This is a genomic window from Rhizobium sp. 16-488-2b (genome assembly GCF_017741815.1).
In the GTDB taxonomy this organism is placed as follows: Bacteria; Pseudomonadota; Alphaproteobacteria; order Rhizobiales; family Rhizobiaceae; genus Rhizobium.
The window spans coordinates 189,089-213,240 of sequence record NZ_JAGHMF010000014.1; the positions used below are offsets into that span (position 1 = coordinate 189,089).

22 protein-coding genes are annotated in these 24,152 nt (G+C 62.3%); 12 read left to right on the forward strand and 10 right to left on the reverse strand.

The features are described 5' to 3' along the window. Positions 1–59: 59 nt before the first annotated feature. Complete coding sequence (locus J5286_RS14140) at positions 60–824, reverse strand: N-acetylmuramoyl-L-alanine amidase (RefSeq protein WP_209190873.1); 765 nt, start codon at positions 822–824, stop codon at positions 60–62. Continuing rightward, complete coding sequence (locus J5286_RS14145; protein WP_209190874.1) at positions 821–1,528, reverse strand: J domain-containing protein; 708 nt, start codon at positions 1,526–1,528, stop codon at positions 821–823. Before J5286_RS14145 ends, J5286_RS14140 begins: the two co-directional genes overlap by 4 nt. 400 nt (positions 1,529–1,928) lie before the next feature. Between J5286_RS14145 and J5286_RS14150 the strand changes: the two genes are divergently transcribed. The 3 genes from J5286_RS14150 (at position 1,929) to J5286_RS14160 (ending at position 4,898) form a co-directional block, all read left to right on the forward strand. Next, positions 1,929–3,140 (forward strand): pyrophosphate--fructose-6-phosphate 1-phosphotransferase, encoded by a 1,212-nt coding sequence (locus J5286_RS14150; protein ID WP_018897553.1) that lies wholly within the window; start codon positions 1,929–1,931, stop codon positions 3,138–3,140. Between the two features lie 59 nt (positions 3,141–3,199). After that, a complete protein-coding gene (locus J5286_RS14155; RefSeq protein WP_111562118.1) occupies positions 3,200–3,835 on the forward strand; it encodes a LysE family translocator in 636 nt (211 codons plus the stop codon). A 148-nt stretch (positions 3,836–3,983) separates the two neighbouring features. Beyond that, positions 3,984–4,898 (forward strand): lytic transglycosylase domain-containing protein, encoded by a 915-nt coding sequence (locus J5286_RS14160; protein WP_209190875.1) that lies wholly within the window; start codon positions 3,984–3,986, stop codon positions 4,896–4,898. A gap of 21 nt (positions 4,899–4,919) precedes the next feature. Here J5286_RS14160 and J5286_RS14165 read toward each other — a convergent pair whose 3' ends face one another. After that, positions 4,920–6,311: a serine hydrolase domain-containing protein gene (locus J5286_RS14165; RefSeq protein ID WP_209190876.1), complete on the reverse strand. Its 1,392-nt coding sequence runs from the start codon at positions 6,309–6,311 to the stop codon at positions 4,920–4,922. Between the two features lie 179 nt (positions 6,312–6,490). On the opposite strand from J5286_RS14165, the gene J5286_RS14170 reads away from it, so the two are divergent. From J5286_RS14170 to J5286_RS14185, 4 genes are all read left to right on the forward strand, one after another. Further along, entirely contained in the window at positions 6,491–7,735 is a 1,245-nt protein-coding gene (locus tag J5286_RS14170; protein ID WP_112944311.1) for a BtaA family protein, read from the forward strand. A gap of 11 nt (positions 7,736–7,746) precedes the next feature. Beyond that, complete coding sequence (locus J5286_RS14175; RefSeq protein WP_209190997.1) at positions 7,747–8,418, forward strand: class I SAM-dependent methyltransferase; 672 nt, start codon at positions 7,747–7,749, stop codon at positions 8,416–8,418. A gap of 130 nt (positions 8,419–8,548) precedes the next feature. Further along, positions 8,549–9,346 (forward strand): glycoside hydrolase family 25 protein, encoded by a 798-nt coding sequence (locus J5286_RS14180; protein WP_026282822.1) that lies wholly within the window; start codon positions 8,549–8,551, stop codon positions 9,344–9,346. Between the two features lie 82 nt (positions 9,347–9,428). Next, positions 9,429–10,688: a lytic murein transglycosylase gene (locus J5286_RS14185; RefSeq protein WP_209190877.1), complete on the forward strand. Its 1,260-nt coding sequence runs from the start codon at positions 9,429–9,431 to the stop codon at positions 10,686–10,688. A 523-nt stretch (positions 10,689–11,211) separates the two neighbouring features. Here the strand turns inward: J5286_RS14185 and metF are convergent. The 4 genes from metF to J5286_RS14205 form a co-directional block, all read right to left on the reverse strand. Then, positions 11,212–12,111: a methylenetetrahydrofolate reductase [NAD(P)H] gene (gene metF, locus J5286_RS14190; RefSeq protein ID WP_209190878.1), complete on the reverse strand. Its 900-nt coding sequence runs from the start codon at positions 12,109–12,111 to the stop codon at positions 11,212–11,214. A gap of 1 nt (position 12,112) precedes the next feature. After that, positions 12,113–13,138 carry an ArsR/SmtB family transcription factor gene (locus tag J5286_RS14195; RefSeq protein WP_047505837.1) on the reverse strand — a complete coding sequence of 342 codons (1,026 nt, stop codon included), beginning with the start codon at positions 13,136–13,138 and terminating at the stop codon, positions 12,113–12,115. A gap of 168 nt (positions 13,139–13,306) precedes the next feature. After that, positions 13,307–14,956 (reverse strand): energy-dependent translational throttle protein EttA, encoded by a 1,650-nt coding sequence (gene ettA / locus J5286_RS14200; protein WP_209190879.1) that lies wholly within the window; start codon positions 14,954–14,956, stop codon positions 13,307–13,309. 149 nt (positions 14,957–15,105) lie between these two features. Then, entirely contained in the window at positions 15,106–15,840 is a 735-nt protein-coding gene (locus J5286_RS14205; RefSeq protein WP_209190880.1) for a ribonuclease T2 family protein, read from the reverse strand. Between the two features lie 155 nt (positions 15,841–15,995). Between J5286_RS14205 and J5286_RS14210 the strand changes: the two genes are divergently transcribed. Genes J5286_RS14210 through J5286_RS14225 form a run of 4 tightly spaced genes read left to right on the forward strand, consistent with a single transcriptional unit; the run spans position 15,996 to position 20,798 of the window. Continuing rightward, positions 15,996–16,934, forward strand: coding sequence for an alpha/beta hydrolase (locus J5286_RS14210; RefSeq protein WP_209190881.1), 939 nt, complete (start codon positions 15,996–15,998; stop codon positions 16,932–16,934). 34 nt (positions 16,935–16,968) lie between these two features. Next, on the forward strand, positions 16,969–17,928 hold the full coding sequence (locus tag J5286_RS14215) for a DMT family transporter (RefSeq protein WP_113239081.1): 960 nt from the start codon (positions 16,969–16,971) through the stop codon (positions 17,926–17,928). A gap of 18 nt (positions 17,929–17,946) precedes the next feature. Next, positions 17,947–19,143 (forward strand): succinate--glutarate CoA-transferase, encoded by a 1,197-nt coding sequence (gene caiB, locus J5286_RS14220; protein WP_209190882.1) that lies wholly within the window; start codon positions 17,947–17,949, stop codon positions 19,141–19,143. Then, positions 19,140–20,798, forward strand: a complete 1,659-nt coding sequence (locus J5286_RS14225; protein WP_209190883.1) for a thiamine pyrophosphate-binding protein — start codon at positions 19,140–19,142, stop codon at positions 20,796–20,798. Before caiB ends, J5286_RS14225 begins: the two co-directional genes overlap by 4 nt. Positions 20,799–20,844: 46 nt before the next feature. Here J5286_RS14225 and J5286_RS14230 read toward each other — a convergent pair whose 3' ends face one another. From J5286_RS14230 to J5286_RS14240, 3 genes are all read right to left on the reverse strand, one after another. Continuing rightward, positions 20,845–21,186, reverse strand: coding sequence for a RidA family protein (locus J5286_RS14230; RefSeq protein ID WP_047505852.1), 342 nt, complete (start codon positions 21,184–21,186; stop codon positions 20,845–20,847). A 76-nt stretch (positions 21,187–21,262) separates the two neighbouring features. Beyond that, the gene (locus J5286_RS14235; RefSeq protein WP_209190884.1) at positions 21,263–21,601 is read right to left on the reverse strand and encodes a protein tyrosine phosphatase family protein; all 339 of its coding nucleotides are present in this window, start codon (positions 21,599–21,601) and stop codon (positions 21,263–21,265) included. A gap of 96 nt (positions 21,602–21,697) precedes the next feature. Beyond that, the gene (locus J5286_RS14240) at positions 21,698–22,537 is read right to left on the reverse strand and encodes a DUF4432 family protein (protein WP_209190885.1); all 840 of its coding nucleotides are present in this window, start codon (positions 22,535–22,537) and stop codon (positions 21,698–21,700) included. Positions 22,538–22,779: 242 nt separating this feature from the next. On the opposite strand from J5286_RS14240, the gene J5286_RS14245 reads away from it, so the two are divergent. Further along, positions 22,780–24,147: a L,D-transpeptidase family protein gene (locus tag J5286_RS14245; protein WP_209190886.1), complete on the forward strand. Its 1,368-nt coding sequence runs from the start codon at positions 22,780–22,782 to the stop codon at positions 24,145–24,147. The last annotated feature ends 5 nt before the right edge of the window (positions 24,148–24,152 follow it).

Sequence of the window (24,152 nt, forward strand, 5' to 3'; positions counted from 1 at the left end):
TGTGGCAGCGCGGCAAACCCGTAAAATCTAGGGGTATATGCCGGCAAATCTGCCCGGTGTCAGGCGCCGTAGCGCGGCAGGGCCGATAGCAGGCGATGCAGCGTGTCGATCGTCGAGAAATCGGCGATCCCGTCGACCCTCTCGGGACGGAAATGGCGCTGGAAGGCTTCGATCTCGCCGGCCATCTTGTCGGAAAATTCGCCTGTGATCTCAGTGCCGTAACCGTAGAGCGACAGCATCGACTGCAGGGCCTCGACAGGCTGGCCCTGGTCGCCGCGCTGGAAGAAGCGTCCACCGGTGATCGCGGCCGGCGCCACCCAGTGGCCGATGCCCCTGGAGTGCAACAATCCCCAGGGGAAGTTTTCGCCTGGATCAAGCTTGCGCCGAGGGGCGACATCGGAGTGTCCGAGCACCCTTTCCGGCACGATGGACCAACGTTCGCCGCAGTCGCGACACAATTCGATCACCGCCTCGAGCTGCGCCTGCGGATACTCGGGGCATCCGCCCGGATGTCCGGCATTGGCGATCTCGATCCCGATCGACGACGAGTTGATATCGGTCTCGCCCTGCCAGATGCTTTTGCCGGCGTGCCACGCGCGCCGCGCCTCCGGAACGAGCTGCACGACGTCGCCATTCTCATGCACGAAGTAATGGCACGAGACCTGGCTCTCTTCGCGACAGAGCCAGTCGAGCGCCCCGTCCGCGGTCGGCATGCCGGTATAATGGAGAATGATCATATCGGGCTTTCGCCCGTCGACGCGCTCGCCATGGTTCGGCGACGGCCGTACACTGGCTTTGGCGTAGTCTGCCTCAAAGGCGGTCATGCGGCGCGGCGTTCCTTCTCGATCGCCTCGTAGGCGGCATTGAGCGCCGCCATGCGTTCATTGGCAATCGCATGGAACTCGGCCGGCACGCCGCGCGAGATCAACCGGTCCGGATGATGCTCGCTGACGAGACCGTGGTAACGGCGGCGGATCGTCGGGAAATCGTCCGACGGCGAAACGCCGAGCACCTTGTAGGGATCGCCCCCGATCGACACATGCCGCGCGGCGATCTGCTCAAAGCGCTGTTCGCTCATGTGGAAGATCTCGGCCACATGCGCCAGGAACGCAAATTCCTTCTCGTGGATGACACCATCGGCCTTGGCGATATGGAACAGGCCGTCGAGCACTTCTTCCAGAACAGGGCAGTTGGCGGCGCAGGTCACGCAGAGCGTCGAAAGCCGCGCCGCATAGGCCTCATAGCCGGCCACATCCTGGCGAGCGAGATTATAAAGACGCGCGACGTTGACGGCCTGGTCGTCGGGAAACTCGAAAATCTCGCGGAAGGCCTGGACCTCCTTCTCGCTGACGATCCCGTCGGCCTTCGCCATCTTCGCCGACAGCGCGATGATCGCGACCGAAAACGCCACCTTGCGCCGCGTCTCGGGGTCGCCTTCAAAGACCGTGCGAACAGCCTCGACCACGGCGGAAAGCGCATTTCCCGCGGCGTTGCCAATGGCGTTCAGCAGTTTTTCCCAGAAGGACATCAGGTCTCTCGTGCAATAAAAGGAGAAACACCTTGAACAAATAAAGGTTGCCTTTGCAAGACGGGGATTGGCCGCAGGGTTGAAAACACCTTTCACAATTCGGTAATGGTCGCATGTAACCGAAACATTTTCGCTCTTTGCCGGCCACCCGCCCGACGACCTCGTGACGCATTGTCGCGCCGCATCGGGACGCCTTCGAACACACCGGCCGACGATTTCCACAATCCAATCCAAATCGCGGTTACGGCTTGAACCGATTAGATCAGCGCCTGCGGGCGACTTGCTTGCTTGACCGCGCTGCAACACGCATTTTTCACAGAAACAACACTTTACACCATCCGCTCTCTGCCGCATCCATGCACGACCGAACCAAGTTTAGACACGGATAGCGGAGACACCCATGGCCAAGAAAAAAGTCGCAATGCTCACGGCAGGAGGCCTTGCGCCTTGCCTCTCTTCGGCCGTCGGCGGGTTGATCGAACGCTACACCGACATTGCTCCCGATCATGAACTTATCGCCTACCGCTCCGGCTACCAGGGCGTACTTCAGGGCGACAGCATCAAGATCACGCCTGAGATGCGTGAGAAGGCCTATCTGCTACATCGCTACGGCGGCTCGCCGATCGGCAACAGCCGCGTCAAGCTCACCAACGCCGCCGACTGCGTCAAGCGCGGGCTCGTCAAGGAAGGCGAAAACCCGCTCCGGGTCGCGGCCGAGCGCCTCGCCAATGACGGCGTCAGCATTCTCCACACGATCGGCGGCGACGACACCAACACGACCGCGGCCGACCTCGCCGCCTATCTCGCCGCCAACGGCTACGACCTGACGGTCGTCGGCCTGCCGAAGACCGTCGACAACGACGTCGTCCCGATCCGCCAGTCGCTCGGCGCCTGGACGGCGGCCGAAGTCGGCGCGCATTTCTTCGACAATGTCAGCAACGAGCAGACCGCCGCTCCTCGCACTCTCATCATCCATGAAGTCATGGGCCGCCACTGCGGCTGGCTGACGGCGGCCACCGCCCGCGCCTATCTGAAGCGCACCCGCAACAATGAATATGTCGACGGCATGATGACCAATGCCGGCATGAAGAGCATCGACGCGGTCTATCTGCCCGAAACGTTGTTCGACCTCGAAGAAGAATCGGCGCGCCTGAAGGAGATCATGGACCGCACCGGCCATGCGACGGTCTTCGTCTCGGAAGGCGCGTGCCTCGACGCCATCGTCGCCGAGCGTGAAGCGGCCGGCGAAACCGTCAAGCGCGACGCCTTCGGCCATGTGAAGATCGACACGATCAATGTCGGCGGCTGGTTCCAGAAGCAGTTCGCGAGCCTCTTGAACGCCGAGCGTTCGCTGGTGCAGAAATCCGGCTACTTCGCCCGCTCCGCCCCTGCCAACGGCGACGATCTGCGCCTGATCCAGAGCATGACCGACCTCGCCGTCGAGAGCGCCCTCAACAAGGTCTCGGGCGTGACCGGCCACGACGAAGGCCAGAACGGCAAGCTGCGCACCATCGAATTCCCACGCATCAAGGGCGGCAAGGCTTTCGACACCTCGGTCAAGTGGTTCGGCGAACTGATGGACGAGATCGGCCAGAAATACGAAGACGCATGATTGACGCAGGCGAGATATGATGTCTTTGCTTGTCCTCTAATGAAAGAGGAGGAGATTCCATGTCGCTCGAAGCTTGGCTGGCATTTGCTGCCGCATCGGCAATCATGCTGGCTATCCCAGGGCCGACGATTCTCCTCGTCGTATCTTATGCGCTCGGCCACGGCCGCAAGACAGCCTTTGCGACCGTGAGCGGCGTGGCGCTCGGCGACTTCACCGCGATGACGGCATCTCTGTTCGGCCTCGGCGCGCTGCTGGCCGCGTCGGCGACGCTGTTCACCGTTCTGAAGTTCATCGGCGGCGCCTATCTGATCTGGCTCGGCATCAAGCTCTGGCGGGCGCCGATCATTGACGGCCCGATGGCCGACAATGACAATCTGCCCGAGGAAAAATCGCTGAAGATCTTCCTCCATGCCTATGTGGTGACCGCGCTCAACCCGAAGAGCATCGTGTTCTTCGTGGCCTTCGTCCCGCAGTTCTTGAATCCTGCGCTTCCCTTCTTCGGCCAGATGCTGATCATGGAAGCCACCTTCCTCGTGCTCGCGACCATCAACGCCTCCACCTACGCGCTTGCCGCGCATGCTGCGCGGGGCCTGATTCGCAAGGCCGCCGTGCAGCGCGCGGTCAATCGCACGGGCGGCACATTGCTCATTGCAGCCGGCGCCGTGACCGCCGGATATCGCCGTATCGCGGCCTGAAAATCTCGGGTTACCGACCGCGAAAGGCTCAAGAAATTTTCCGTGGGTTGCCGCAAAGCAACGAATAGGTTAATTGGCAATTCAGGGCTTAAGGTTTTTGGTAACTTTTGACGCTGCCGGGGTGGCGCGTTTTCACGAGAGTGAGAGTATGGCAGCGATCGGTTTTTCCGGCTTGAAACGCAATCTCATCGTATCCACGATGCTGTGCTGCGTTGCTGCTGGCTGCTCGAGCGTCGAATACACATCCCAGGCGGATTTGATGGCCGAGCAGGTCGTCGTCCCTACCCCGAAGCCCGGCGAAGACGCGATGTTCGCGGCCATTCCAGCAGGCGAAGGCACACCTGGTACTCAGATCGGCGGCGACCAGACCGCTGCATCCGTCGCAACCGCCGCCATGCCGGCAGTCGATTCGACGCAGCAGACAGCGCAGTTGCAGCCTGCCGCTTACGGCCAAATCCCGCTGACACCTGAAATGACCGCGATCCAGTCCGTGGTGCCGACCCCGCGACCGGGCGCACCGTCGACCGAACTCGCTTTCGCCGCCAGCCCGCAGAACAATGCCATTGCCGCCCTTTCGGCGATCGACACCACGCCGCACTCGATGATGGACTACGGCTTCGACACATCGGGCCCGATGGACCCGCCGACCGCGCCGCCAATGTTCAGCGATAATGACAGCGACGACGATGGTGCGCCGACGGTCGAAAAGAGCGCGATCACCAAGATCATCGATAAATATTCGCAGATTTATAAGGTGCCCGCGACGCTGCTTCACCGCGTAGTTCACCGCGAAAGCCGCTACAACCCGAAGGCCTACAACAAGCGCGGTTACTTCGGCCTCATGCAGATCAAGTACAACACCGCCAAGTCCATGGGCTACGACGGCCAGCCCGAGGGCCTGTTCGACGCCGAAACCAACATCAAATATGCCGCCAAGTATCTGCGCGGCGCATGGCTGGTGTCCGACAACAGCGAAGACAATGCCGTCAGGCTCTACGCTCGCGGCTACTATTACGACGCAAAGCGAAAGGGCATGGACGACATCGCCCACGGCAACTACTAGGCCTTATAGGCTTTAGCGTCTCTATTGCGCGAGATCGGCCGAGGCCGATCGGGTCGGCGGCGGCAGCGTCGCCAATATCTCCTTCAACAGAATCTCAGGCTGGTAACGCAGCCAGCTCGGCGTCAGGCCGAGCCTGACCATGACGAGACTGGCCGAAGGCACGATCACCATGCTCTGTCCGTCATGCCCTTCCAGCCAGAAGGCGTCGTCCGGAATACCGGTCTCCCCGCTTCTACCGCTGCCAGGCGGGCGAAGCCAGGACTGACCATGCGAATACATGCCGCCGGAAGATGCCGTCGGCGTGCGCATCATGCTCATGAAGCTCTCGGGCAGCAGCCGCTCGCCGTTCCAGACGCCATCCTGCAACAGGAACTGCCCGAACCGCACCCAATCACGCGCCGTCGCATAGAGATAGGAGCTGCCGGCGAAGGTGCCGCGCGCATCGACCTCGAACACCGCACTCGACATGCCGAGCGGATCAAACAGCGCCGTTCTCGGATAGTCGATCGCCTGCTTCTCGTCGCCAAGGCGATCCATCCAGATGCGGGAGATCAAAACGGAGGTTCCGCTGGAGTAGTTGAACTGCGTGCCGGGATCGTCGTCGAGATCAAGGCTTGCCGGCAGCGCCGTCTGGTCGGCGTCGAGATAGAGCATGCGTGTGACGTCGGCCACCGTGCCATAATCCTCGTTGAACCTGAGGCCGCTCTCCATGCCAAGCAGTTGCCCAAGCGTGATCTGCGACCGCTTGTCGTCACGCCATTGCGCAAACAGCCCGGCATCCTCGGCGCCGATCTTGCCATCGAGCATCAACCGGCCGACGAGCGCGGCATTGACCGTCTTGGTCATCGACCAGCCGATCAATGGCGTCTGCGGCCCGAAACCCTTGCCGTAATTCTCCGCAACGATCTTTCCGTCATGCAAGACGACCACGGCGCGCATGTGCGCGCCGGTCAAATCAGGGTCGGCGAGAAGTGCCGCGATCGCCGCATCGTTTTCGATCGGCAGCGCCGCTGCGGTCTCTGCAGGCTTTGCGACGGCAGGCTCGGGCACCGCCTTTCGCGCGGCCGCGAAATCGCCATCGGGCACGGCCGTACAGCCGAGACCATCGCGATAGATCGCATAATTGGCCGCAAACAGCCCGAGGATACGCGCCGTCACCTGCTTGCCGGCCTCATCGACCTGCACGCGAATCAGCCTCAGCAGGGGATTGCCGGGCGCCTGGACGTCTTCGGCCAGCACGGCATTCGCGTCGCGCCCTGCCAGGAAGACATTCGAGCAGACGATCTTCGCCGCATAGCCGTCACCGATCCTGAGCAGCTCCGGCGGCCTGACATAAAGCCAGCCCGCACCCGCAACGACGATGACGGCAACACCCGCAGCAGCCGCCTTCAAGATGCGCAGAACGCGTCCCATGAGCACCCCTCCCCAGCCAATAGAGAAACAGGAAAATTGCCCTTTGGAAAGCGCCGTCAAGTCCCGGCCGTTCCCAATTGCGCGAGGCACCAACAGCTAGGCCGCCCACAGGGGACGTCATCAAACTGTAGCGCCGCCGCGTTAAACGCCCTGAACGCTAAATGTTGAGAGACTCACTTATGACGGAATTTGCCCCGGATGCCGGCTTCCGCAAGAACCGGAAACTCAAGGCAGCTCTTCTCCGCCACAAGGCCTTTTCGAAAGAGGGTCTGTCCGAACGTCTTTTCGGGCTGCTCTTTTCCGGCCTCGTCTATCCGCAGATCTGGGAAGATCCCGATCTCGACATGAAGGCGATGGAGCTTGAGCCGCATCACCGCATCGTCACCATTGGCTCCGGCGGCTGCAACATGCTCGCCTATCTCTCGCAAAGCCCGGCTTCGATCGACGTCGTCGACCTCAACCCGCACCATATCGCGCTGAACAAGCTGAAGCTCGGCGCCTTCCGTCATCTTCCCGCCCATGCCGATCTCGTTCGCTTCCTGGCAAGGCCGAACCAGTCCGCCAACAGCCAGGCCTTTGATCGCTTCCTGTCGGCCAATCTGGACGAAGCGACGAGCAACTACTGGAACGGCCGCAAGTTCGGCCGCCGCCGCGTCACCGTCTTCGACCGCAACATTTACAAGACGGGCCTGCTCGGCCGCTTCATCGGCGCCGCCCACCTTCTCGCCCGCGTCCATGGCATCGATCTCACCGGCGTCGCCAAGGCGAAGACGATGGAAGAGCAGCGCCAGCTCTTCGACGAGAAGATCGCGCCTCTGTTCGAAAAGCCCGTCGTGCGCTGGATCACCAGCCGCAAGAGCTCGCTCTTCGGCCTCGGCATCCCGCCGCAACAATATGACGAGCTCGCAAGCCTCGCCGCCGACAATTCGATCGCGCCGGTTCTGCGTCATCGCCTGGAAAAGCTCACCTGTCATTTCCCGATGCAGGAAAATTACTTCGCCTGGCAGGCCTTCGCTCGCCGCTATGCCGATGAAGGCGAAGGTCCGCTGCCGACATACCTGAAGGCGGAGCACTACGAGGCGATCCGCGCCAATGTCGATCGCGTCAGCGTTCACCATGCAAGCTTCACCGAGCTGCTTGCCGGCGAACCCGCCGCCTCGCGCGATCGCTACATCCTGCTCGACGCGCAGGACTGGATGACGGACCAGCAGCTCAACGACGTCTGGTCTGAAATCTCGCGCACCGCCCGCGACGGCGCCCGTGTCATCTTCCGCACCGCCGCCGAAAAGAGCATCATCGAGGGCCGCCTCTCGCCCGCCATCCGCGACCAGTGGACTTATCTCGAGGATCGCTCGCTCGAGCTGACTGCACTCGACCGCTCGGCGATCTACGGCGGCTTCCACATCTATGTGAAGAAGCCATGAGCCAAACGGATATGGGTCAGGTCGACGCGCAATCGAACGCTCCCTCGGAGAAGCATGCCGACCTGATGGACGGCATGTATCGCTACCAGCGCCATATCTATGACCTGACGCGCAAATACTATCTCCTCGGCCGCGACCAGACGATCCGCAATCTCGATCTTATCAGGGGCGCCACGCTGCTCGAGGTCGGCTGCGGCACCGGTCGCAACCTGGCGCTCGCCCACCGGCATTATCCTCAGGCCAAGCTCTACGGCCTCGACATCTCCCAGGAAATGCTGATCTCGGCCCGCAAGACCTTCGCGGGGCTGAACACCTCAGCCGATTTCCGCGTCGCCGACGCCACGGCCTTCAACGCCCGCGATTTCGGCGTTGATGGCTTCGACCGGGTGATGATCTCCTACGCGCTATCGATGATCCCCGATTGGGAACGCGCGATCGACGCATCGCTTGCGGCCCTTGCCCCCGGCGGCCAGCTGCACATCGTCGATTTCGGCCAGCAGGAAGGCCTGCCCGGCTGGTTCCGCGCCCTGCTGCGCTCGTGGCTCGACAAGTTCCACGTCACGCCGCGCGCGACGCTGCGAGACGTCCTGCAGGCCAAGGCTGACCAGGAAAATGCCCAGCTGATCTTCAAGACGATTGGCGGCGGCTATGCCTGGCGCGCGATAATAATTAAGGCCCGCTAATATTTAGCTTGAAACTAACCGATTTTTTACGTTGATATGGTGAATAGAGAGGGCATCTAAGCGCTGGACGCGTCAATTCGAAGGTCAGGCTGTGGGGCAAAAAGATCATTCGGTTCACGACGGAACATCCATGCGCCGGCTTCTGTTATGCGTATTGCCCCTTGCCCTCATGCTCGCTGGCTGCACCTCCTCGGGCTATGACTATCTCTCCACCGCCTCGATAAAGCCGAAGATGCGCTTCCAGGACACCGATCCGCAGGATTTCGGGCCTAAGCATCCGCAGCAAAACGCCATCCATGGCATCGACATCTCCAAGTGGCAGGGTGATATCGACTGGCAGACGGTGCGCAAGTCGGGTGTGGACTTCGCCTTCATCAAGGCGACCGAGGGCAAGGACCGCATCGACCCGCGCTTCAGCGAATACTGGCAGGAAGCCCGCCAGGTCGGCATTCCGCACGCCCCCTATCATTTCTACTATTTTTGCTCGTCCGCCGACGAACAAGCGGACTGGTTCATCAGCAACGTGCCGAAGGAATCCATGAAGCTGCCGCCGGTGCTCGATGTCGAGTGGAACGGTGAATCGAAGACCTGCCGCACGCGTCCCGATCCCGAGACCGTGCGCTCCGAAATCAAGCGCTTCATGGACAGGCTCGAGGCCTATTACGGCAAGCGCCCGATCATCTACACCTCGGTCGATTTCCACCGCGAGAATCTCGACGGCTATTTCCAGGATTATCACTTCTGGGTCCGTTCCGTCGCGAAGCACCCCGAGGTCACCTACGCCAACCGTCGCTGGGCCTTCTGGCAGTACACGTCGACCGGCGTGATCCCTGGGATCAAGGGCCCGACTGACATTAACGTGTTCGCGGGCTCGGCGAAGAACTGGAATAACTGGGTCGCGGCCGTATCCAAGGATAGGAATTCTTAGTAACGTCCCGTTTTCTTTCTTGCTTCTGTCACAATCATTTGGGACATCGACAGCAATTCAAGCAATGACGAGGATACACTCCATGCACCGCACGCCTGCAAGCCGTTCTGCGCTCGCTCTCCTCCTTGCCGCTGGTCTGGCGACCGGCGCGGCAGCGCAAACACCGGCCCCGGCCGCACCGGCCGGTCAGGCGCCCGCGACGGCGGCAGCCCCCGCGGCCCCTGCCGTCGCATGTGACGGCGATCTCTCCACCTTCCTCGCCGGCGTCAAGGCCGAAGCGATCGCAGCCGGCGCCTCGGCAGAGGCCGCCGACAAGGCGCTTGCAGGTGCTGCGATCGACTCCAAGGTGCTGAGCCGCGACCGCGCCCAAGGCGTGTTCAAGCAGACCTTCCTCGAATTCTCGCAGCGCACCGTCAGCCAGGCGCGCCTCGACATCGGCCGCCAGAAGATGAAGCAGTTCGCCGACGTCTTTGCTCGCGCCGAACAGGAATACGGCGTGCCCCCGGGCGTCATCACCGCCTTCTGGGCGATGGAAACCGATTTCGGCGCCGTGCAGGGTGATTTCAACACCCGCAACGCGCTTGTCACTCTCGCTCATGATTGCCGCCGTCCGGAGCTCTTCCGCCCGCAGCTGATCGCGCTGATCGAGATGGTCCAGCACGGCGACCTCGACCCTGAAACCAACACCGGCGCCTGGGCCGGCGAAATCGGCCAGGTGCAGATGCTGCCGCGCGATATCATCGCCTACGGCATGGACGGCGACGGCGACGGCCATGTGCGCCTGAAGCAGAGCGGCCCGGACGCTATCCTGACCGCTGCCAAGTTCATCCAGCACCTCGGCTTCCAGAAGGGCCAGCCCTGGCTGCAGGAAGTCACCATCCCGCAGGATCTCCCCTTCGAGAAGTCGGGCCTCGGCGGCACGATGACGGCAGGCGAATGGTTCGCGCTCGGCGTCAAGCCGCGCAACGGCGACGTAAGCTTCGGCACGCTGCGCGGCGATCTCGTCCTGCCGCAGGGTCGCCTCGGCCCGGCCTTCATCGCCTATCCGAACTTCGGCATCTATCTCGAGTGGAACAAGTCCTTCATCTACACGACTTCGGCCGCCTATTTCGCGACCCGCCTCTCCGGCGCCGAGCCCTATCTGAAGGGCACGCCCGAACAGGGCCTGACCAACGACCAGATGAAGGAACTGCAGACCAAGCTCGACACGATGGGCCACGACGTCGGCGCCATCGACGGCATCCTCGGCTCCGGCACCCGCGTCGCCATCCAGAAGCAGCAGCAGCGCCTCGGCATGCCGGCCGACGGCTGGGCAACGCCCGCCCTTCTCAACGCGCTCTGAGCGCGCGCGAGAGAGCTGAAGACGACGACAAGAGCCGGGCCAAGCGCCCGGCTTTTTCGTTTTCCGATTTCATGAGCGTTTTCAGCGGTCTGTACCGCGCCTGCAATCCGCCACAGGCGTAAACGGCGGGTCGCCCTTTTTTACGCTCCGTTAAAATGTGTGAATATTTTTCCGACCGATTTTGTCGTGAAGATTCAGAGAACTAGCTTTTGTCACCAGTGGGAGATGTGACATTTTCGCCGCATCGCAGCAAAAAAAGCGCTTTCCAACTGCCACAGTCCCGACATATTATCAGCTCGTTAACGCGAGGAGACAGACATGGGACTGACACGATCCTTGAATGTCCTTTTGATCGGTGCGGCGTTTCTTTTCGTGCTGTCGATGCTTTTCATCTGACACAGGATGCCGCTTCAAACGGACTATGCCGACACTCCTAGATAGCGCAGAGTTCATGAAACAGAAAAAGCGCAGGCCATCGCGGCCTGCGCTTTTTCAGTTCTATCAGCTGTGAACGTCGCCTTGATCAGGCGGCAGCACCGGCACTCTTGGCGGCGTTGCGCTTGAAGCCAAGGTTCGTCAGAACCGCCGAAACCAGCGGCGATCGGTTCATCGTATAGAGGTGGAAATCCGAAATGCCGCGACGGGCGAGATCCTCGATCTGCTCGGCGGCGACATCGGCCGCGACCTTGGCGCGCTCCTCCGGCTTGTCGTCATAGCCCTCGAAGCGCTCGTCGAGAAACGCCGGGATAACAGTGCCGCAGGCGCCCGCGAAGCGCTTCAGCTGCGTCAGGTTCATGATCGGCATGATGCCGGGAACGACGGGAATGGTGATCCCGGCCGCACGCACCTTTTCCAGGTAGCGCTCGAAATTGTCGTTATCGAAGAAGAACTGCGTCAGCGCGCGGTTGGCGCCGTTATCGGCCTTGCGCTTCAGCATGTCGATATCGGCGGCCACGTCGCGGCTCTCAGGATGCTTTTCCGGATAGGCCGAAACCGAGATCTCGAAATCGCCGAGTTCGCGCAGGCCGGCCACCAGCTCCGAGGCGTTGGCGTAGCCACCCGGATGCGGCGTGTAGGGCGCACCGACGCCATCGGGCGTATCGCCACGCAGCGCCACGAAGTGCTTCACGCCAGCCTTGCGGAAGCTCTCGACGACGCTGTGCGTCTCTTCCTTGGTGGCGCCTACGCAGGTGAGGTGCGAGGCGGTCGCAAGCGGCGTGGAACTGATGAAGCGCGACACGGTCGCCAGCGTCGGCGCCTTGGTCGTGCCGCCGGCGCCGTAGGTCACCGACACGAAGTCGGGGTTCCAGTCCTGCAGCTCGCTGACCGTCTTCCAGAGCTGGCCCTCGGCCTCTTCCGACTTCGGCGGAAAGAACTCGAACGAGATGCCGATCCTGTTGCGCGCGTCCTGGTTCAAAGCCATGTCAGTCTCTCCCGGCAAATGTGGGTGCGGCGTGATCGCTCTCGGCGGAGGCCATCAGGCGCCTGGGGTCGCGCGCGAGCCAGATGGTGACCGTAAGTCCCTGCCCGCTCTCGTGCCCCGGATGAAGATCGACGACCTGCTCGATATCGAGCCCCGCCTTGCGCAGCCAGTCGGTCATCGACTGGTGCGAGAAGCCGAGACGCACATGCGCGTGGTCGTCACGAAGATATTCCAGCGTGTGAGGCGCCAGATCGATAATGACGAGCCGTCCGCCCGGGCGCAGCATGCGCGCCGCTTCCCCAATGGCGATTTCCGGCTGGTCGAAGAAGTGCAGCACCTGATGGATCGTCACCAGGTCGAAATCCTGCGCCTCGAAAGGCAGGTTCAGGATATCGGCATGGCGCACCGAGGCCTTGGTGATGCCTGTCCGGTCGAGGTTGGCGCGGGCCACACTCAGCATGTCGCGGCTGGCATCGACGCCGATCGCACGGCGGTAGAGGCCCGACAGAAGCTCCAGGATGCGGCCGGTCCCGGTTCCAAGATCAAGCAGCGAATCGATCGGCTGGCTGCCGAGCAGCCGGATCACGGCGGCATCGACTTCCTCGTCGGCCGCGTGCAGCCGGCGAAGCTCGTCCCACTCGGCGGCGTTGCGGCTGAAATAGGCCTGCGCCCGCTCCGAGCGCTGGCGCTTGACGGCATCGAGCCGTTCGCCGTCGCGCAGGATGACAGGATCGTTCTCGGAGGCATGCGCCAGAAGATTGCGCACGAAGCTCGCCGCCTTCCCTTCCTGCCGCAGCCGGAAATAGGCCCAGGCGCCTTCCTGGTAGCGATCGATGAGATCGGCTTCGCCAAGCAGCTTGAGATGGCGCGAGATACGCGGTTGGGATTGTCCGAGAATTTCGGTAAGATCGGTCACGGTCACATCGCCGGCAGCCAGCAGCGCCAGAAGACGTAAGCGCGTCGGCTCACCCGCCGCCCGCAGCACGTCCACCAACGCATCCAAACCTAGCCTGACGGGTTCACCCATATCCGATCCAATCAACATATAAAGATATCTTTATGTAAAATGATTTGGTCGTGCAAGCGGCATTTCGATCGGTTCACGAAATTCCCTGCGCAAATCGCGACATCTCTCCTCACAAAAAAGCCCCGGCGAACCGAGGCTTTTCTTCGAGTTTCTCTTCTGAGCGAGGGCTTATCGCGTCAGCCGCTTGTAGGCCTGGCTGCCCGGGTTCAGCGCGTCGGGACCGAGGCGGCGAACCTTGTCTTCTTCGTAGTCCTCGAAGTTGCCTTCGAACCATTCGACATGGCCGTCGCCTTCAAAGGCGAGGATGTGCGTCGCCAGGCGGTCGAGGAACATGCGATCGTGGCTGATGATGATGGCGCAGCCAGCGAAGGCTTCGAGCGCGCTTTCCAGCGCACCGAGCGTTTCCGTATCGAGGTCGTTGGTCGGTTCGTCGAGGAGAAGAACGTTGCCGCCGGCCTTTAGCATCTTGGCAAGGTGAACGCGGTTGCGCTGACCACCCGAGAGATTGCCGACCTTCTGCTGCTGATCGCCGCCCTTGAAGTTGAAGGCGCCGCAATAAGCACGGCTGTTCATGTCGAACTTGCCGAGCTTGATGACTTCGGCGCCGCCCGAGATTTCTTCCCAGACGGTCTTGTTGCCGTCGAGCGCATCGCGGCTCTGGTCGACATAACCGAGATGAACGGTGTCACCGATGCGGATCGAGCCGGCATCCGGCTTTTCCTGGCCAGTGATCATCTTGAACAGCGTCGACTTGCCGGCGCCGTTCGGGCCGATGATGCCGACGATACCGCCCGGCGGCAGCTTGATCGTGAGATCGTTGATCAGCGTGCGGCCTTCGAAGCCCTTGTTGATGCCTTCGAGCTCGATGACCACCTGGCCGAGACGCTCGGAGACCGGGATGATGATCTGCGCATCGCCGGGCCGGATGTTTTCGGCGGCATCGACCAGCTGTTCGTAGGCCTTGATACGAGCCTTCGACTTGGCCTGACGGGCCTTCGGGCTGGAAGCGATCCATTCCTGTTCACGCGACAGCGCCTTCTGGCGGCCGGCTTCTTCGCGGGCTTCCTGCTGCATGCGCTTGGCCTTCGCCTGCAGGTAAGCCGAGTAGTTGCCTTCATAAGGAATGCCGCGGCCGCGGTCGAGCTCGAGAATCCAGCCGGTGACGTTGTCGAGGAAGTAGCGATCGTGGGTAATCATCATCACGGCGCCAGGATAGTCGCGCAGGTGCTTTTCCAGCCAGGCGATCGTCTCGGCGTCGAGGTGGTTGGTCGGTTCGTCGAGGAGCAGCAGATCCGGCTGCGACAGCAGCAGGCGGCAGAGCGCGATACGGCGACGCTCACCACCCGAAAGAAGGGTGACGTCGGCATCCTTCGGCGGGCAGCGCAGCGCTTCCATCGCCATCTCGACCTGCTGTTCGAGGTCCCAGAGGTTCTGGCTATCGATGATGTCCTGGAGCTTGGCGGCTTCGTCGGCGGTCTCGTCGGAATAGTTCATCATCAGTTCGTTGTAACGGTCGAGCACGGCCTGCTTGTCGGCCACGCCTTCCATGACGTTTTCGAACGCGTTCTTGGCCGGATCGAGATGCGGTTCCTGCTCGAGGTAGCCGACGGTCGCACCCTCGGCGAGCCAGGCTTCCCCGGTGAATTCCTTGTCCTGGCCGGCGATAATACGCAGCACGGTCGACTTACCGGCGCCGTTCGGGCCGAGGATACCGATCTTGGCATCCGGGTAGAACGACAGGTTGACGTTTTCGAGGATCTTCTTGGCGCCGTAGGACTTGTTCAGTCCCGACATGTGGTAGATGAACTGACGTGCCATCGGTAATTCTGCTCCGGGGGAAATTGGTTTGCCGCTATGTAGGCGAATTGGCGCCCGGGAGCAACGCGCAGCACCGAAAAACACGCGGCTTTTCCATAGAACCGGACGCCGGATCGAGCATCAACCACAGAAGCACCCGGTGCGAGGCTTCAAAAACCCGCCGCGTCAACGATCCCCTCGTTGCAACCGAACGAGGTTCGGCCCGCGCCCTGGATGAGATCGCCGAGATCCTTGCCTTTTCCATCCGTCGCATCGGCGGACAGACCGATCGTCAGTTCGCTGATGACGCGGCTGTTGCCGGCGCGGCGGCAGCTCATCTTCACCCGGTCGCCGGCGCCTGGGCCGAAGCTCTTGTCGAATGCCGCCTTGATCGCGTCTCCAGTCAGTGACTTGCCGATATTGGCGGCGAACAGCTCCTGGACGGCAGATCCGTTCAAGTCCTCGATCAGCCGCACGGCATCGCCGAAATAGGCGTCGGCGCTCATGCCGGTGCAGGTGCCGTGCTTGATCCATTCATGCCGCTCGAGCGCCGATTGCGTGCCGGGCATCACCTTGTCGAGCGATGCCTTCGTCTCAGCCGAGAGTTTCACCTCCGGCAGGTCCCTCCAGTCGCCATCCTTGTCGGCGGAGCGATCGGCGTCGGAAACGCCGCAATAATCCTTGCGCATCGGCCAGAGCCCGTGCAGCGAGAAGTTCTTGGCGTCGTAGCGGTCGCTGCCTTGGCTGGAGCATTCAGCCTTGCGCTGGTTGGTCTGGCAGAAGGCCGGCTGCCAGCTGGCCGCAAGAATGAAGCGCGTGCGCCCGCCGCCCTCCTGCGCCAAGGCCGGGACGGCCATGATCGACAGCAGGAACAATGCGATGACGCGAAAAACGAGATTGCCCATACCCATCCCCACGAAAGAACAATTCATGAACATCAAAGCACGCGGCGCATCGGCAGGCAAGCGGCAAAACGGCACAGACGAAAATCTCCGGCACAACTTAGCCTGCCTGTTGCATTTGACCGCTGTTCTGGTCTTCTCCCGCCACGGAGGAAATCATGTTTTCAGAAACCCGGCGCCTCGACCATGCGGGCGCGTCCCTCGCCTATCACTATCAGCAGCCCGAAGGCACTGAGCGCGGCATTTTGCTGATCAGCCACGGCTTGGCCGAGCACTCGAAACGCTACCAGCACTTCGCGGAGATGATGGCCGCGCGCGGCTACCATGTCTACGCCCACGACCATCGCGGCCACGGCGAGACCACCGCGCCGGACGCGCCGATCGGTCGCTTCGCAAGGCGTAATGGCGCGAGCTACGTCGTCGACGATATCGAGGCGATGCGCGACGAGGCAGCGACCGAGCATCCGGGCCTGCCGATCATCCTCTTCGGCCACTCCATGGGAGGGCTGATCGCGCTCAACGCGGCCGTCACCTACCCACGAAAATTCGACGCCGTCGCCGTCTGGAACTCGAACTTCAATCCCGGCCTCGCCGGCCGCGCCGCGCAGGCGATCCTCTTGATCGAGCGCGCGCTGAAAGGCTCCGACGTCCCGAGCGACCTGCTGCCGAAGCTCACCTTTGGCACCTGGGCCAAATCGGTCGCCAACCGCCGCACCGATTTCGACTGGCTGTCGCGCGACACTGTCGAGGTCGACAAGTACATCGCCGATCCGCTCTGCGGCTTCGGCGCCTCCGTCTCGCTGTGGCTCGACCTCTTCGAACTGACCTTCCGGGCGCCGCAGAAAGAACATCTCGCCCGCCTGCCGACCGAAACGCCGATTCATCTGGTCGGCGGTGGCCAGGATCCGGCTACGGAAAATGGAAAAGCCATTCTCTGGCTGTCAAACCATTTGAAAACCCACGGCTTCTCCCGTATCACCACTGAGATATATCAGGACATGCGTCACGAGACCTTGAACGAGATCGGCGCCGACGCGGCCATATCGGCATTCGCCGATTGGTGCGATCAGGCAACCGCGCGTTCCCTGGGCGGCTGATCCCGCTCCCCTACCCTAATCAGAGAATTCCGTCATGAGCAGCAACGCGGCACCCGGCACCAGCAACACCCCATCGGAAGTGATGTTGGGACTGATCCTGATGTTCGTCTCGGTGCTGCTGTCGCCCATCATCGACATCTTCTCCAAGCTTGCCATCACCACGGTCCCCTCAGCCCAGATCACCGCGGCGCGCTTCGGCGTGCAGGCGCTCTGCATGCTGCCCATCGTGCTGTGGCGTCACAACCTCACCGACATCACCTGGAAGCAGAGCTTCTTCCACGCCATCCGCGGCGCCATCATCACCGTCTCGATGATTTCCTTCGTCACCACGCTGAAATACATGGCGGTCGCCGATGCCATCGCCATCTTCTTCGTCGAGCCGATCATCCTGACGATCCTGAGCAGCATCTTCCTCAAGGAAAAGATCGGCTGGCGCCGCTATACCGCCTGCGGCGTCGGCTTTTTCGGAGCGATCCTCATCATTCAGCCGAGCTTCCAGGAAGTCGGCTATGTCGCACTTCTGCCCGTCGTCAGCGCGGTCTGCATCGCCATTTCCGCCATGATGAACCGGGCGCTGGCGCAGCGCGAGGACCCGTGGGTCATGCAGTTCCACATGGGCCTCTGGGGCCTGCTCATCTGCGCCATCCTGCTCTATCTCGGCCAGGGCAGCGGCTCCGACGTGCTCGATCCCGTGATCCCCGACACCCGCGCCTGGCTCTATCTGCTGGGCGTCGGCGTCTCGGCTGCGATCGCCGGCATCTTCGGCGTCTATGCCTATCGCTCGGCGCCCGCCTCGACGCTGGCCCCCCTGCAATATTTCGAGATCGTTTCCGCCACGGCCTTCGCCTGGCTGGTCTTCGGCGATTTCCCGGATGCGCTGAAATGGCTCGGCATCTTCATTATCATGGGCTCCGGCTTCTATATCATCTGGCGCGAGCGGCGCTTTGCATCCAAGCCCGTATCCGATACATCTGAGGAGACGCGGGCACCCTGATCTGATCGTGGGAGGAACATGACGCAGACCCAGCCTAACAAAGCGCCGCTCACGGGCATTCGTGTCATCGAGCTCGCGCGTGTCCTGGCTGGCCCTTGGGCCGGCCAGATGCTGGCCGATCTTGGCGCCGATGTGATCAAGGTCGAAAACCCCGATGGCGGCGACGATACGAGGCACTGGGGTCCCCCCTTCGTGGAGGGTGCCGATGGAGAGAACCTCTCGGCCGCCTATTACCACGCCGCCAATCGCGGCAAGCGCTCGATAACGGCCGATCTGCGCAGCGAGGAAGGCCAGGCGCTGGTCCGCCGGCTGGTCGCCACCGCCGATGTCGTCATCGAGAACTTCAAGCTCGACGGCCTCGTCAAATACGGGCTCGATTACGAGAGCCTGCGCAAGATCAATCCAAAGCTCGTCTATTGCTCGATCACGGGCTTCGGCCAGACGGGCCCCTACGCGAGCCTCGCCGGATATGACTACATCGTCCAGGGCATGTCGGGCTTCATGTCGATAACAGGCGAGCCCGATGGACAGCCGATGAAGGCGGGCGTTGCCATCGCCGATATCTTCACCGGCATCTACGCGGTCTCGGCGATCGAGGCGGCCCTCATCCACGCGCTAAAGACGGGCGAAGGCCAGCTGGTCGACATGGCGCTGCTCGATGTGCAGTCGGCGGTGCTTGCGAACCAGAACATGAACTACCTCATATCCGGCCGCCCGCCGACACGCCTCGGCAACGCCCATCCCAACATCTCGCCCTACGAGGTCGTTCCCACCGCCGACGGCTACCTCATCCTCGCCATCGGCAATGACAGCCAGTTCCGCCGGCTCTGCGCCATCCTCGGCCTCAAAGGGGTCGCCGACGACGAACGCTTCGCCACCAACAAGGCCCGCGTCGCCAATCGCGACGAAGTCCGGCGGCTGGTCTCGACCGAAACGCTGAAATGGGCGAAGGCCGATCTACTTGCGGCCTGCGAGGCGAACGCCGTGCCGTCAGGCGCGATCAACACCATCGAGGACATGTTCAACGATCCGCAGATCGTCGCGCGCGGTCTGCGCATCGATCTCGAGGATAGCGCCGGCACGGTCATTCCCGGTGTCAGGACGCCGGTCGTCCTGTCGCGGACGCCGCTCAGCTATGAAAGGCCCAGTCCGCGACTGGGAGAGCACCAGGAGGAGGTGCTCGCGGAACTCATCCAATGGGAGGGGAACAAATGAAACGGACAGGCGGAGAACTGATCGTCGAGGCATTGAAGGCAAATGGGGTGAAACGCCTCTCCTGCGTTCCCGGCGAGAGTTTCCTCGCCGTCCTCGACGCGCTCCATGACAGCGACATCGAGGTCATCGTCTGCCGCCAGGAGGGTGGCGCCGCGATGATGGCCGACACCTGGGGCCGGCTCACCGGCGAGCCCGGCATCTGCATGGTCACCCGCGGCCCCGGCGCCACCAACGCCACGGCGGGACTGCACATCGCCAAGCAGGATTCGATCCCGATGATCCTCTTCATCGGCCAGGTCCAGCGCGATGCCCGCGAGCGCGAAGCCTTCCAGGAGGTCGAGTTCCGTCGCGCGCTCACCGAATACGCCAAGTGGGTGGGCGAGATCGACGACGCGGCCCGCATCCCCGAATTCGTTACCCGCGCCTTCGCGCTCGCCACCTCCGGCCGCCCCGGCCCCGTCGTGTTGTCACTACCAGAGGACATGCTGCGCGACATGGTCGAGGCGCCCCGCGCCAAGCGCTACTCGCGCGTCGAAGCTCATCCGGGTCGCAGCCAGGTCGACGACTTCTATCTGCGCCTACTGAAAGCCGAGCGCCCGATGGTGATCCTCGGCGGCTCGCGCTGGGATGCCGATGCGGTGGCCGACTTCAAGACCTTCGCCGAACGCTTCAGTCTCCCCGTCGGCTGCTCCTTCCGCCGGCAGATGCTGTTCGATCATCTGCATCCTGGCTATGCCGGTGATGTCGGCGTCGGCATCAATCCCGAGCTGGCGCGGGAGATCAAGGAGAGCGATCTGCTGATCCTGCTCGGATGCCGCATGTCGGAAATGCCGTCCTCGGGATATACGCTGATCGATATCCCCTACCCGCAGCAGCAGCTCGTCCACATCCACCCCGACCCGTCCGAACTCGGCCGTATCTATCGCCCGGATCTCGCCATATCAGCCAGCCCACAGGATTTCGTTGCAGCGCTTGCCGACCTCGAAGCCCCCACGCAGGCACGATGGGCCGAGCGCACCGAGCGCATGCATCAAGCCTATCTCGCCTGGTCGACACCGCCGCAGACGGGACCGGGCGACGTCCACATGGGCCCGATCATGGCATGGATCGAAGAGAATACGCGGCCGGACGCCATCTTCACCAACGGCGCCGGCAACTATGCGACATGGCAGCACCGCTACCACCGATTCCGGCAGTTCAACACCCAAGCAGCCCCGACATCGGGCTCCATGGGCTACAGCGTCCCCTCCGCCGTCGCCGCCAAGGCGCTGTTTCCGGATCGCGAAGTGATCTGCTTTGCAGGCGACGGCTGCTTCCTCATGCACGGCCAGGAATTCGCCACCGCCATCCGCTACAAGCTGCCGTTCATCACGCTTCTGATCAACAACGGCATGTACGGCACGATCCGCATGCATCAGGAGCGCGAATATCCCGGCCGCGTCAGCGGCACCGGCCTCACCAATCCCGATTTCGCGGCGCTTGCCCGCGCCTATGGCGGCCATGGCGAGACGGTGGAAAAGACCGAGGACTTCGCCCCCGCCTTCGAGCGCGCCCGCGAAAGCGGCCTGCCCGCTATCATCGACATCAAGCTCGACCCCGAGGCGATCACGCCGACGCGCACGCTCTCGGAAATCGCGCAAACAAAAAGCCGGTGAACAGACGAACTGTTCACCGGCTTTCAAAATCGCAATGACGACGATCTTAGATCGCAGCCGTGACGATGAACTCGACCTTGTACTTCGGCGCAGCCAGCTTGGCTTCGCTGGTGGCGCGAGCCGGCGTGTTGGCCGGATCGACCCAGGCTTCCCAGGCAGCGTTCATTTCAGCGAAGTCCGAGATATCGGAGAGGTAGATCAGCGTCTGCAGGATCTTCGACTTGTCGGAGCCGGCAGCGGCCAGCAGGCGATCGACTTCGGCAAGCGCGTCCTTGCACTGGTCGGTTACGGTTGCGCCTTCGCCAACCTGGCCGGCGAGGTAAACGGTGTTGCCGTGGATGACCGCGCCGCTCATGCGGGCGCCGGCGTCGATACGCTTGATGCTCATGGTATTCTCCTTGTCATGATATGAAAGAGGCGCCGCACCTAAGCGCAGCGCCGGACTTTACAGCCCGCGCCTTAAATCAGGTGCGGATGTGATGGGTCTTCTGGTAGATCGCCGTCGAGCGGGCGCCGGAGCGGCAGTAGCCGAGCATCGGGCGCGGGAATTCGTTGAGCGCGTCGACCATGCTGGCGACCGCCTCTTCCGTCACGCCCATCGGGCCGACGGGAACGTGAGCGATCTCGAGACCGAGCTCCTTGGCTCGCGCCGCGATATCGGCGAACGGCGTCTGGTCCATGCTTTCCTGGTCCGGACGATGGCAGACGATGGACTTGAAGCCCATGGCCTTGATCTCGTCGAGCTCATCGACCGTGATCTGGCCGGAAACCGAATATTCGTCGTCGATCTGGCGGATGTCCATCGCAAATACTCCTGAAATCGTGGGCTGAATGACTACGCCGCCCGATCAAAGCCGTCAACCGCACAACACGGTTGAATCGGCCTGTTGAATTGCCTGTCAAACGAAAGCAAAGCTGAGCCCGTACTCGCGGCTTTCGCCGGGCTTGAGCATGTTGAATTCACCGGCTTCCTGAAGCTCCGCGCGCGGCACCCAGCGATGCGAGACCGGCTCGATGCCGAGCACATCGGCCGGCGCCGTCTGGTTGCGCCAGACCTGCAGATGCGGCAGCGTATCGGCCTTCACCCGCACCCGCAGCGTCTTGCCGCCGACTGCGGCCATCGGCCCAAGCCGCACTTCCGCCAGGCCACCCCGCGTCGCCGGCGCTTCCACGCAGAAGATATCGCCGCCATCCTTGCCGAAACGCCAGGGGAAGCCGCCACCCTCAAGCATCGCGCCTTCGAGCCGCGTGCCCTCATCGAACCATTTTCCGCCGATGTTCATATGATACATCAGGAACGTCGGCACGCTCTGGTCGCTGGTGTTGATTACCTTGTCCTTCAGATGCGTCTCGCCGGTCTCGCCGTCGATGAACCAGTGGCGCTCGATCCGGGCAGGCAACCCCTCGACGGTGACGATGTCGATATCGGCGCGGCATTCCGCATTGCCGTTTTCGAACTTTGTCCAGAGCACCTTGGCGGCATGGCCGGCGGCCGAGCCGTGCAGCGGAAAGACCTTGTTGTCGGACCGGCCGGGGATCGGTTCGCGATGGCGGATGTGGTCGGGGCCGCAGGTAAACAGGAACCCCTGCACCGAATGCGAGATGCGCGCATCTCCGTCATCGGGAACGGCCTCCTTCGGCGCAATATCGATGCCGTCGACCACGCAGCCGCCGATATCCATCAGCGACGTATCGTCCAGCATCAGCTTCGGCCCTGTCGCGGCTGCGAATTCCATCATGATCCCGTCTCCCCCTCAAAATGAACTTCCGTAGGGTTAGGCGGCACCCGCTGTTTCGTCAATCCAAGGTGTCGCCACCGCCAACGAGATTTTGATTGGAACCAGCTGGCCCTCTCAAATGTTTATGAGTAAAGGGAAATTTATTGGTTTTTTCATTTTTTGTTCAGCACGATTTCATAAATTCCACACTAGCGTCAAAATTCGCGGGTGTGTGTCGCCAAGTCACTGAAGGATACGAAGACGTGAATCGCTTTCTGAAATCGGCATTATCTGGGACCGTTATCGTGCTGGCCATGTCGGCTGCGGTTCAAGACGCGTCCGCGCAACAATATCGCCGCCAGGGCAGCGTCGTCTTCGTCACGCCGAACGGCGAGATCCTCGATTACATGCCTCAAGGCAGTGGCTACACCCGCGATCGCGCCGGCAACCGCGTGCTGGTCGATGGCTACGGCAACATCATCGCCACCGAAGCGCGTTCGCGCGGCTACTATCCGCCGCCGCCCTCGCGCCGCGTCTACGGCCGAGAGGTGTACAACAACGATCCTTATTACAGCGAAGACCAGTACGGCGACACGCGCTATTCCGAGCGCGGTGCGGTCACGGGCGCCATCCCGCGCGAGGCATCGATCGATCGCCAGCAGCTGGACCAGCCCTATCCGCCGAACGATGGCGACTACGCATCGATCGATCCAGACCAGCAGCAGCAGCAGCCGCAGGTCACCCAGCCGACCCGTCCGGCCGATCCCGTCATCACGCTGAAGAACAAATCGAAATCCGAGATCGTCGCCCTGCAGGTCTTCCTCGACCGCGCTGGCGTTTCGCCAGGCGCCATCGATGGCCACATGGGCGCCAACGTCACCAAGGCGGTCTATGCCTATGAGCAGATGACCGGTGAGACGCTCGATCCGAACAATACCGACGCGATCCTCGAGCAGCTGCGCATGTCCGGCGGCCTGCCTGTCGTGAGCTACACCATCACGCCCGCGGACGCGGCCGGCCCCTATGTCGCCGAGATCCCCGAGGATTACGCGCACAAGTCGCAGATGACCTCGCTTGCCTTCACCTCCGTCACGGAGGCTCTGGCCGAACGCTTCCACATGGACGAAGGCTTCCTGAAGGAGCTGAATTCAGGCGCCGACTTCACCGTCCCCGGCACCATCATCAAGGTCGTCAACCCCGGTGAAGTGAAGACCGGAAGTGTGGCCCGCATCATCGCCGACAAGGGCAAGAAGCAGGTCTTCGCCTATGACGCCTCCGGCAACCTGATCTCCGCCTACCCGGCCTCGATCGGCTCCACCGACACGCCCTCGCCTTCGGGCACGGTGACGGTCGAGCGCGTCGCCTTCAATCCGGGCTATACCTACAATCCGAAGATCAACTTCCAGCAGGGCGCCAACGACAAGATCCTCAACATCCCGCCAGGCCCGAACGGCCCTGTCGGCACCGTGTGGATGGCGCTGTCGAAGCCGACCTATGGCATTCACGGCACGCCGGAACCCTCGAAGATCGGCCGCACCCAGAGCCATGGCTGTATCCGCCTGACCAACTGGGACGCCACCGAACTCGCCAAGATGGTCAAGCCCGGCGTCACAGTCGAGTTCGTCGGCTGATAGCG

What these genes read in the sequence shown, in the direction of transcription:
- J5286_RS14140 (WP_209190873.1), bottom strand. Translation starts at nt 824, where the DNA reads ATGACCGCCTTTGAGGCAGACTACGCCAAAGCCAGTGTACGGCCGTCG.
- J5286_RS14145 (WP_209190874.1), bottom strand. Translation starts at nt 1,528, where the DNA reads ATGTCCTTCTGGGAAAAACTGCTGAACGCCATTGGCAACGCCGCGGGA.
- J5286_RS14150 (WP_018897553.1), top strand. Translation starts at nt 1,929, where the DNA reads ATGGCCAAGAAAAAAGTCGCAATGCTCACGGCAGGAGGCCTTGCGCCT.
- J5286_RS14155 (WP_111562118.1), top strand. Translation starts at nt 3,200, where the DNA reads ATGTCGCTCGAAGCTTGGCTGGCATTTGCTGCCGCATCGGCAATCATG.
- J5286_RS14160 (WP_209190875.1), top strand. Translation starts at nt 3,984, where the DNA reads ATGGCAGCGATCGGTTTTTCCGGCTTGAAACGCAATCTCATCGTATCC.
- J5286_RS14165 (WP_209190876.1), bottom strand. Translation starts at nt 6,311, where the DNA reads ATGGGACGCGTTCTGCGCATCTTGAAGGCGGCTGCTGCGGGTGTTGCC.
- J5286_RS14170 (WP_112944311.1), top strand. Translation starts at nt 6,491, where the DNA reads ATGACGGAATTTGCCCCGGATGCCGGCTTCCGCAAGAACCGGAAACTC.
- J5286_RS14175 (WP_209190997.1), top strand. Translation starts at nt 7,747, where the DNA reads ATGGGTCAGGTCGACGCGCAATCGAACGCTCCCTCGGAGAAGCATGCC.
- J5286_RS14180 (WP_026282822.1), top strand. Translation starts at nt 8,549, where the DNA reads ATGCGCCGGCTTCTGTTATGCGTATTGCCCCTTGCCCTCATGCTCGCT.
- J5286_RS14185 (WP_209190877.1), top strand. Translation starts at nt 9,429, where the DNA reads ATGCACCGCACGCCTGCAAGCCGTTCTGCGCTCGCTCTCCTCCTTGCC.
- metF (WP_209190878.1), bottom strand. Translation starts at nt 12,111, where the DNA reads ATGGCTTTGAACCAGGACGCGCGCAACAGGATCGGCATCTCGTTCGAG.
- J5286_RS14195 (WP_047505837.1), bottom strand. Translation starts at nt 13,138, where the DNA reads ATGGGTGAACCCGTCAGGCTAGGTTTGGATGCGTTGGTGGACGTGCTG.
- ettA (WP_209190879.1), bottom strand. Translation starts at nt 14,956, where the DNA reads ATGGCACGTCAGTTCATCTACCACATGTCGGGACTGAACAAGTCCTAC.
- J5286_RS14205 (WP_209190880.1), bottom strand. Translation starts at nt 15,840, where the DNA reads ATGGGCAATCTCGTTTTTCGCGTCATCGCATTGTTCCTGCTGTCGATC.
- J5286_RS14210 (WP_209190881.1), top strand. Translation starts at nt 15,996, where the DNA reads ATGTTTTCAGAAACCCGGCGCCTCGACCATGCGGGCGCGTCCCTCGCC.
- J5286_RS14215 (WP_113239081.1), top strand. Translation starts at nt 16,969, where the DNA reads ATGAGCAGCAACGCGGCACCCGGCACCAGCAACACCCCATCGGAAGTG.
- caiB (WP_209190882.1), top strand. Translation starts at nt 17,947, where the DNA reads ATGACGCAGACCCAGCCTAACAAAGCGCCGCTCACGGGCATTCGTGTC.
- J5286_RS14225 (WP_209190883.1), top strand. Translation starts at nt 19,140, where the DNA reads ATGAAACGGACAGGCGGAGAACTGATCGTCGAGGCATTGAAGGCAAAT.
- J5286_RS14230 (WP_047505852.1), bottom strand. Translation starts at nt 21,186, where the DNA reads ATGAGCATCAAGCGTATCGACGCCGGCGCCCGCATGAGCGGCGCGGTC.
- J5286_RS14235 (WP_209190884.1), bottom strand. Translation starts at nt 21,601, where the DNA reads ATGGACATCCGCCAGATCGACGACGAATATTCGGTTTCCGGCCAGATC.
- J5286_RS14240 (WP_209190885.1), bottom strand. Translation starts at nt 22,537, where the DNA reads ATGATGGAATTCGCAGCCGCGACAGGGCCGAAGCTGATGCTGGACGAT.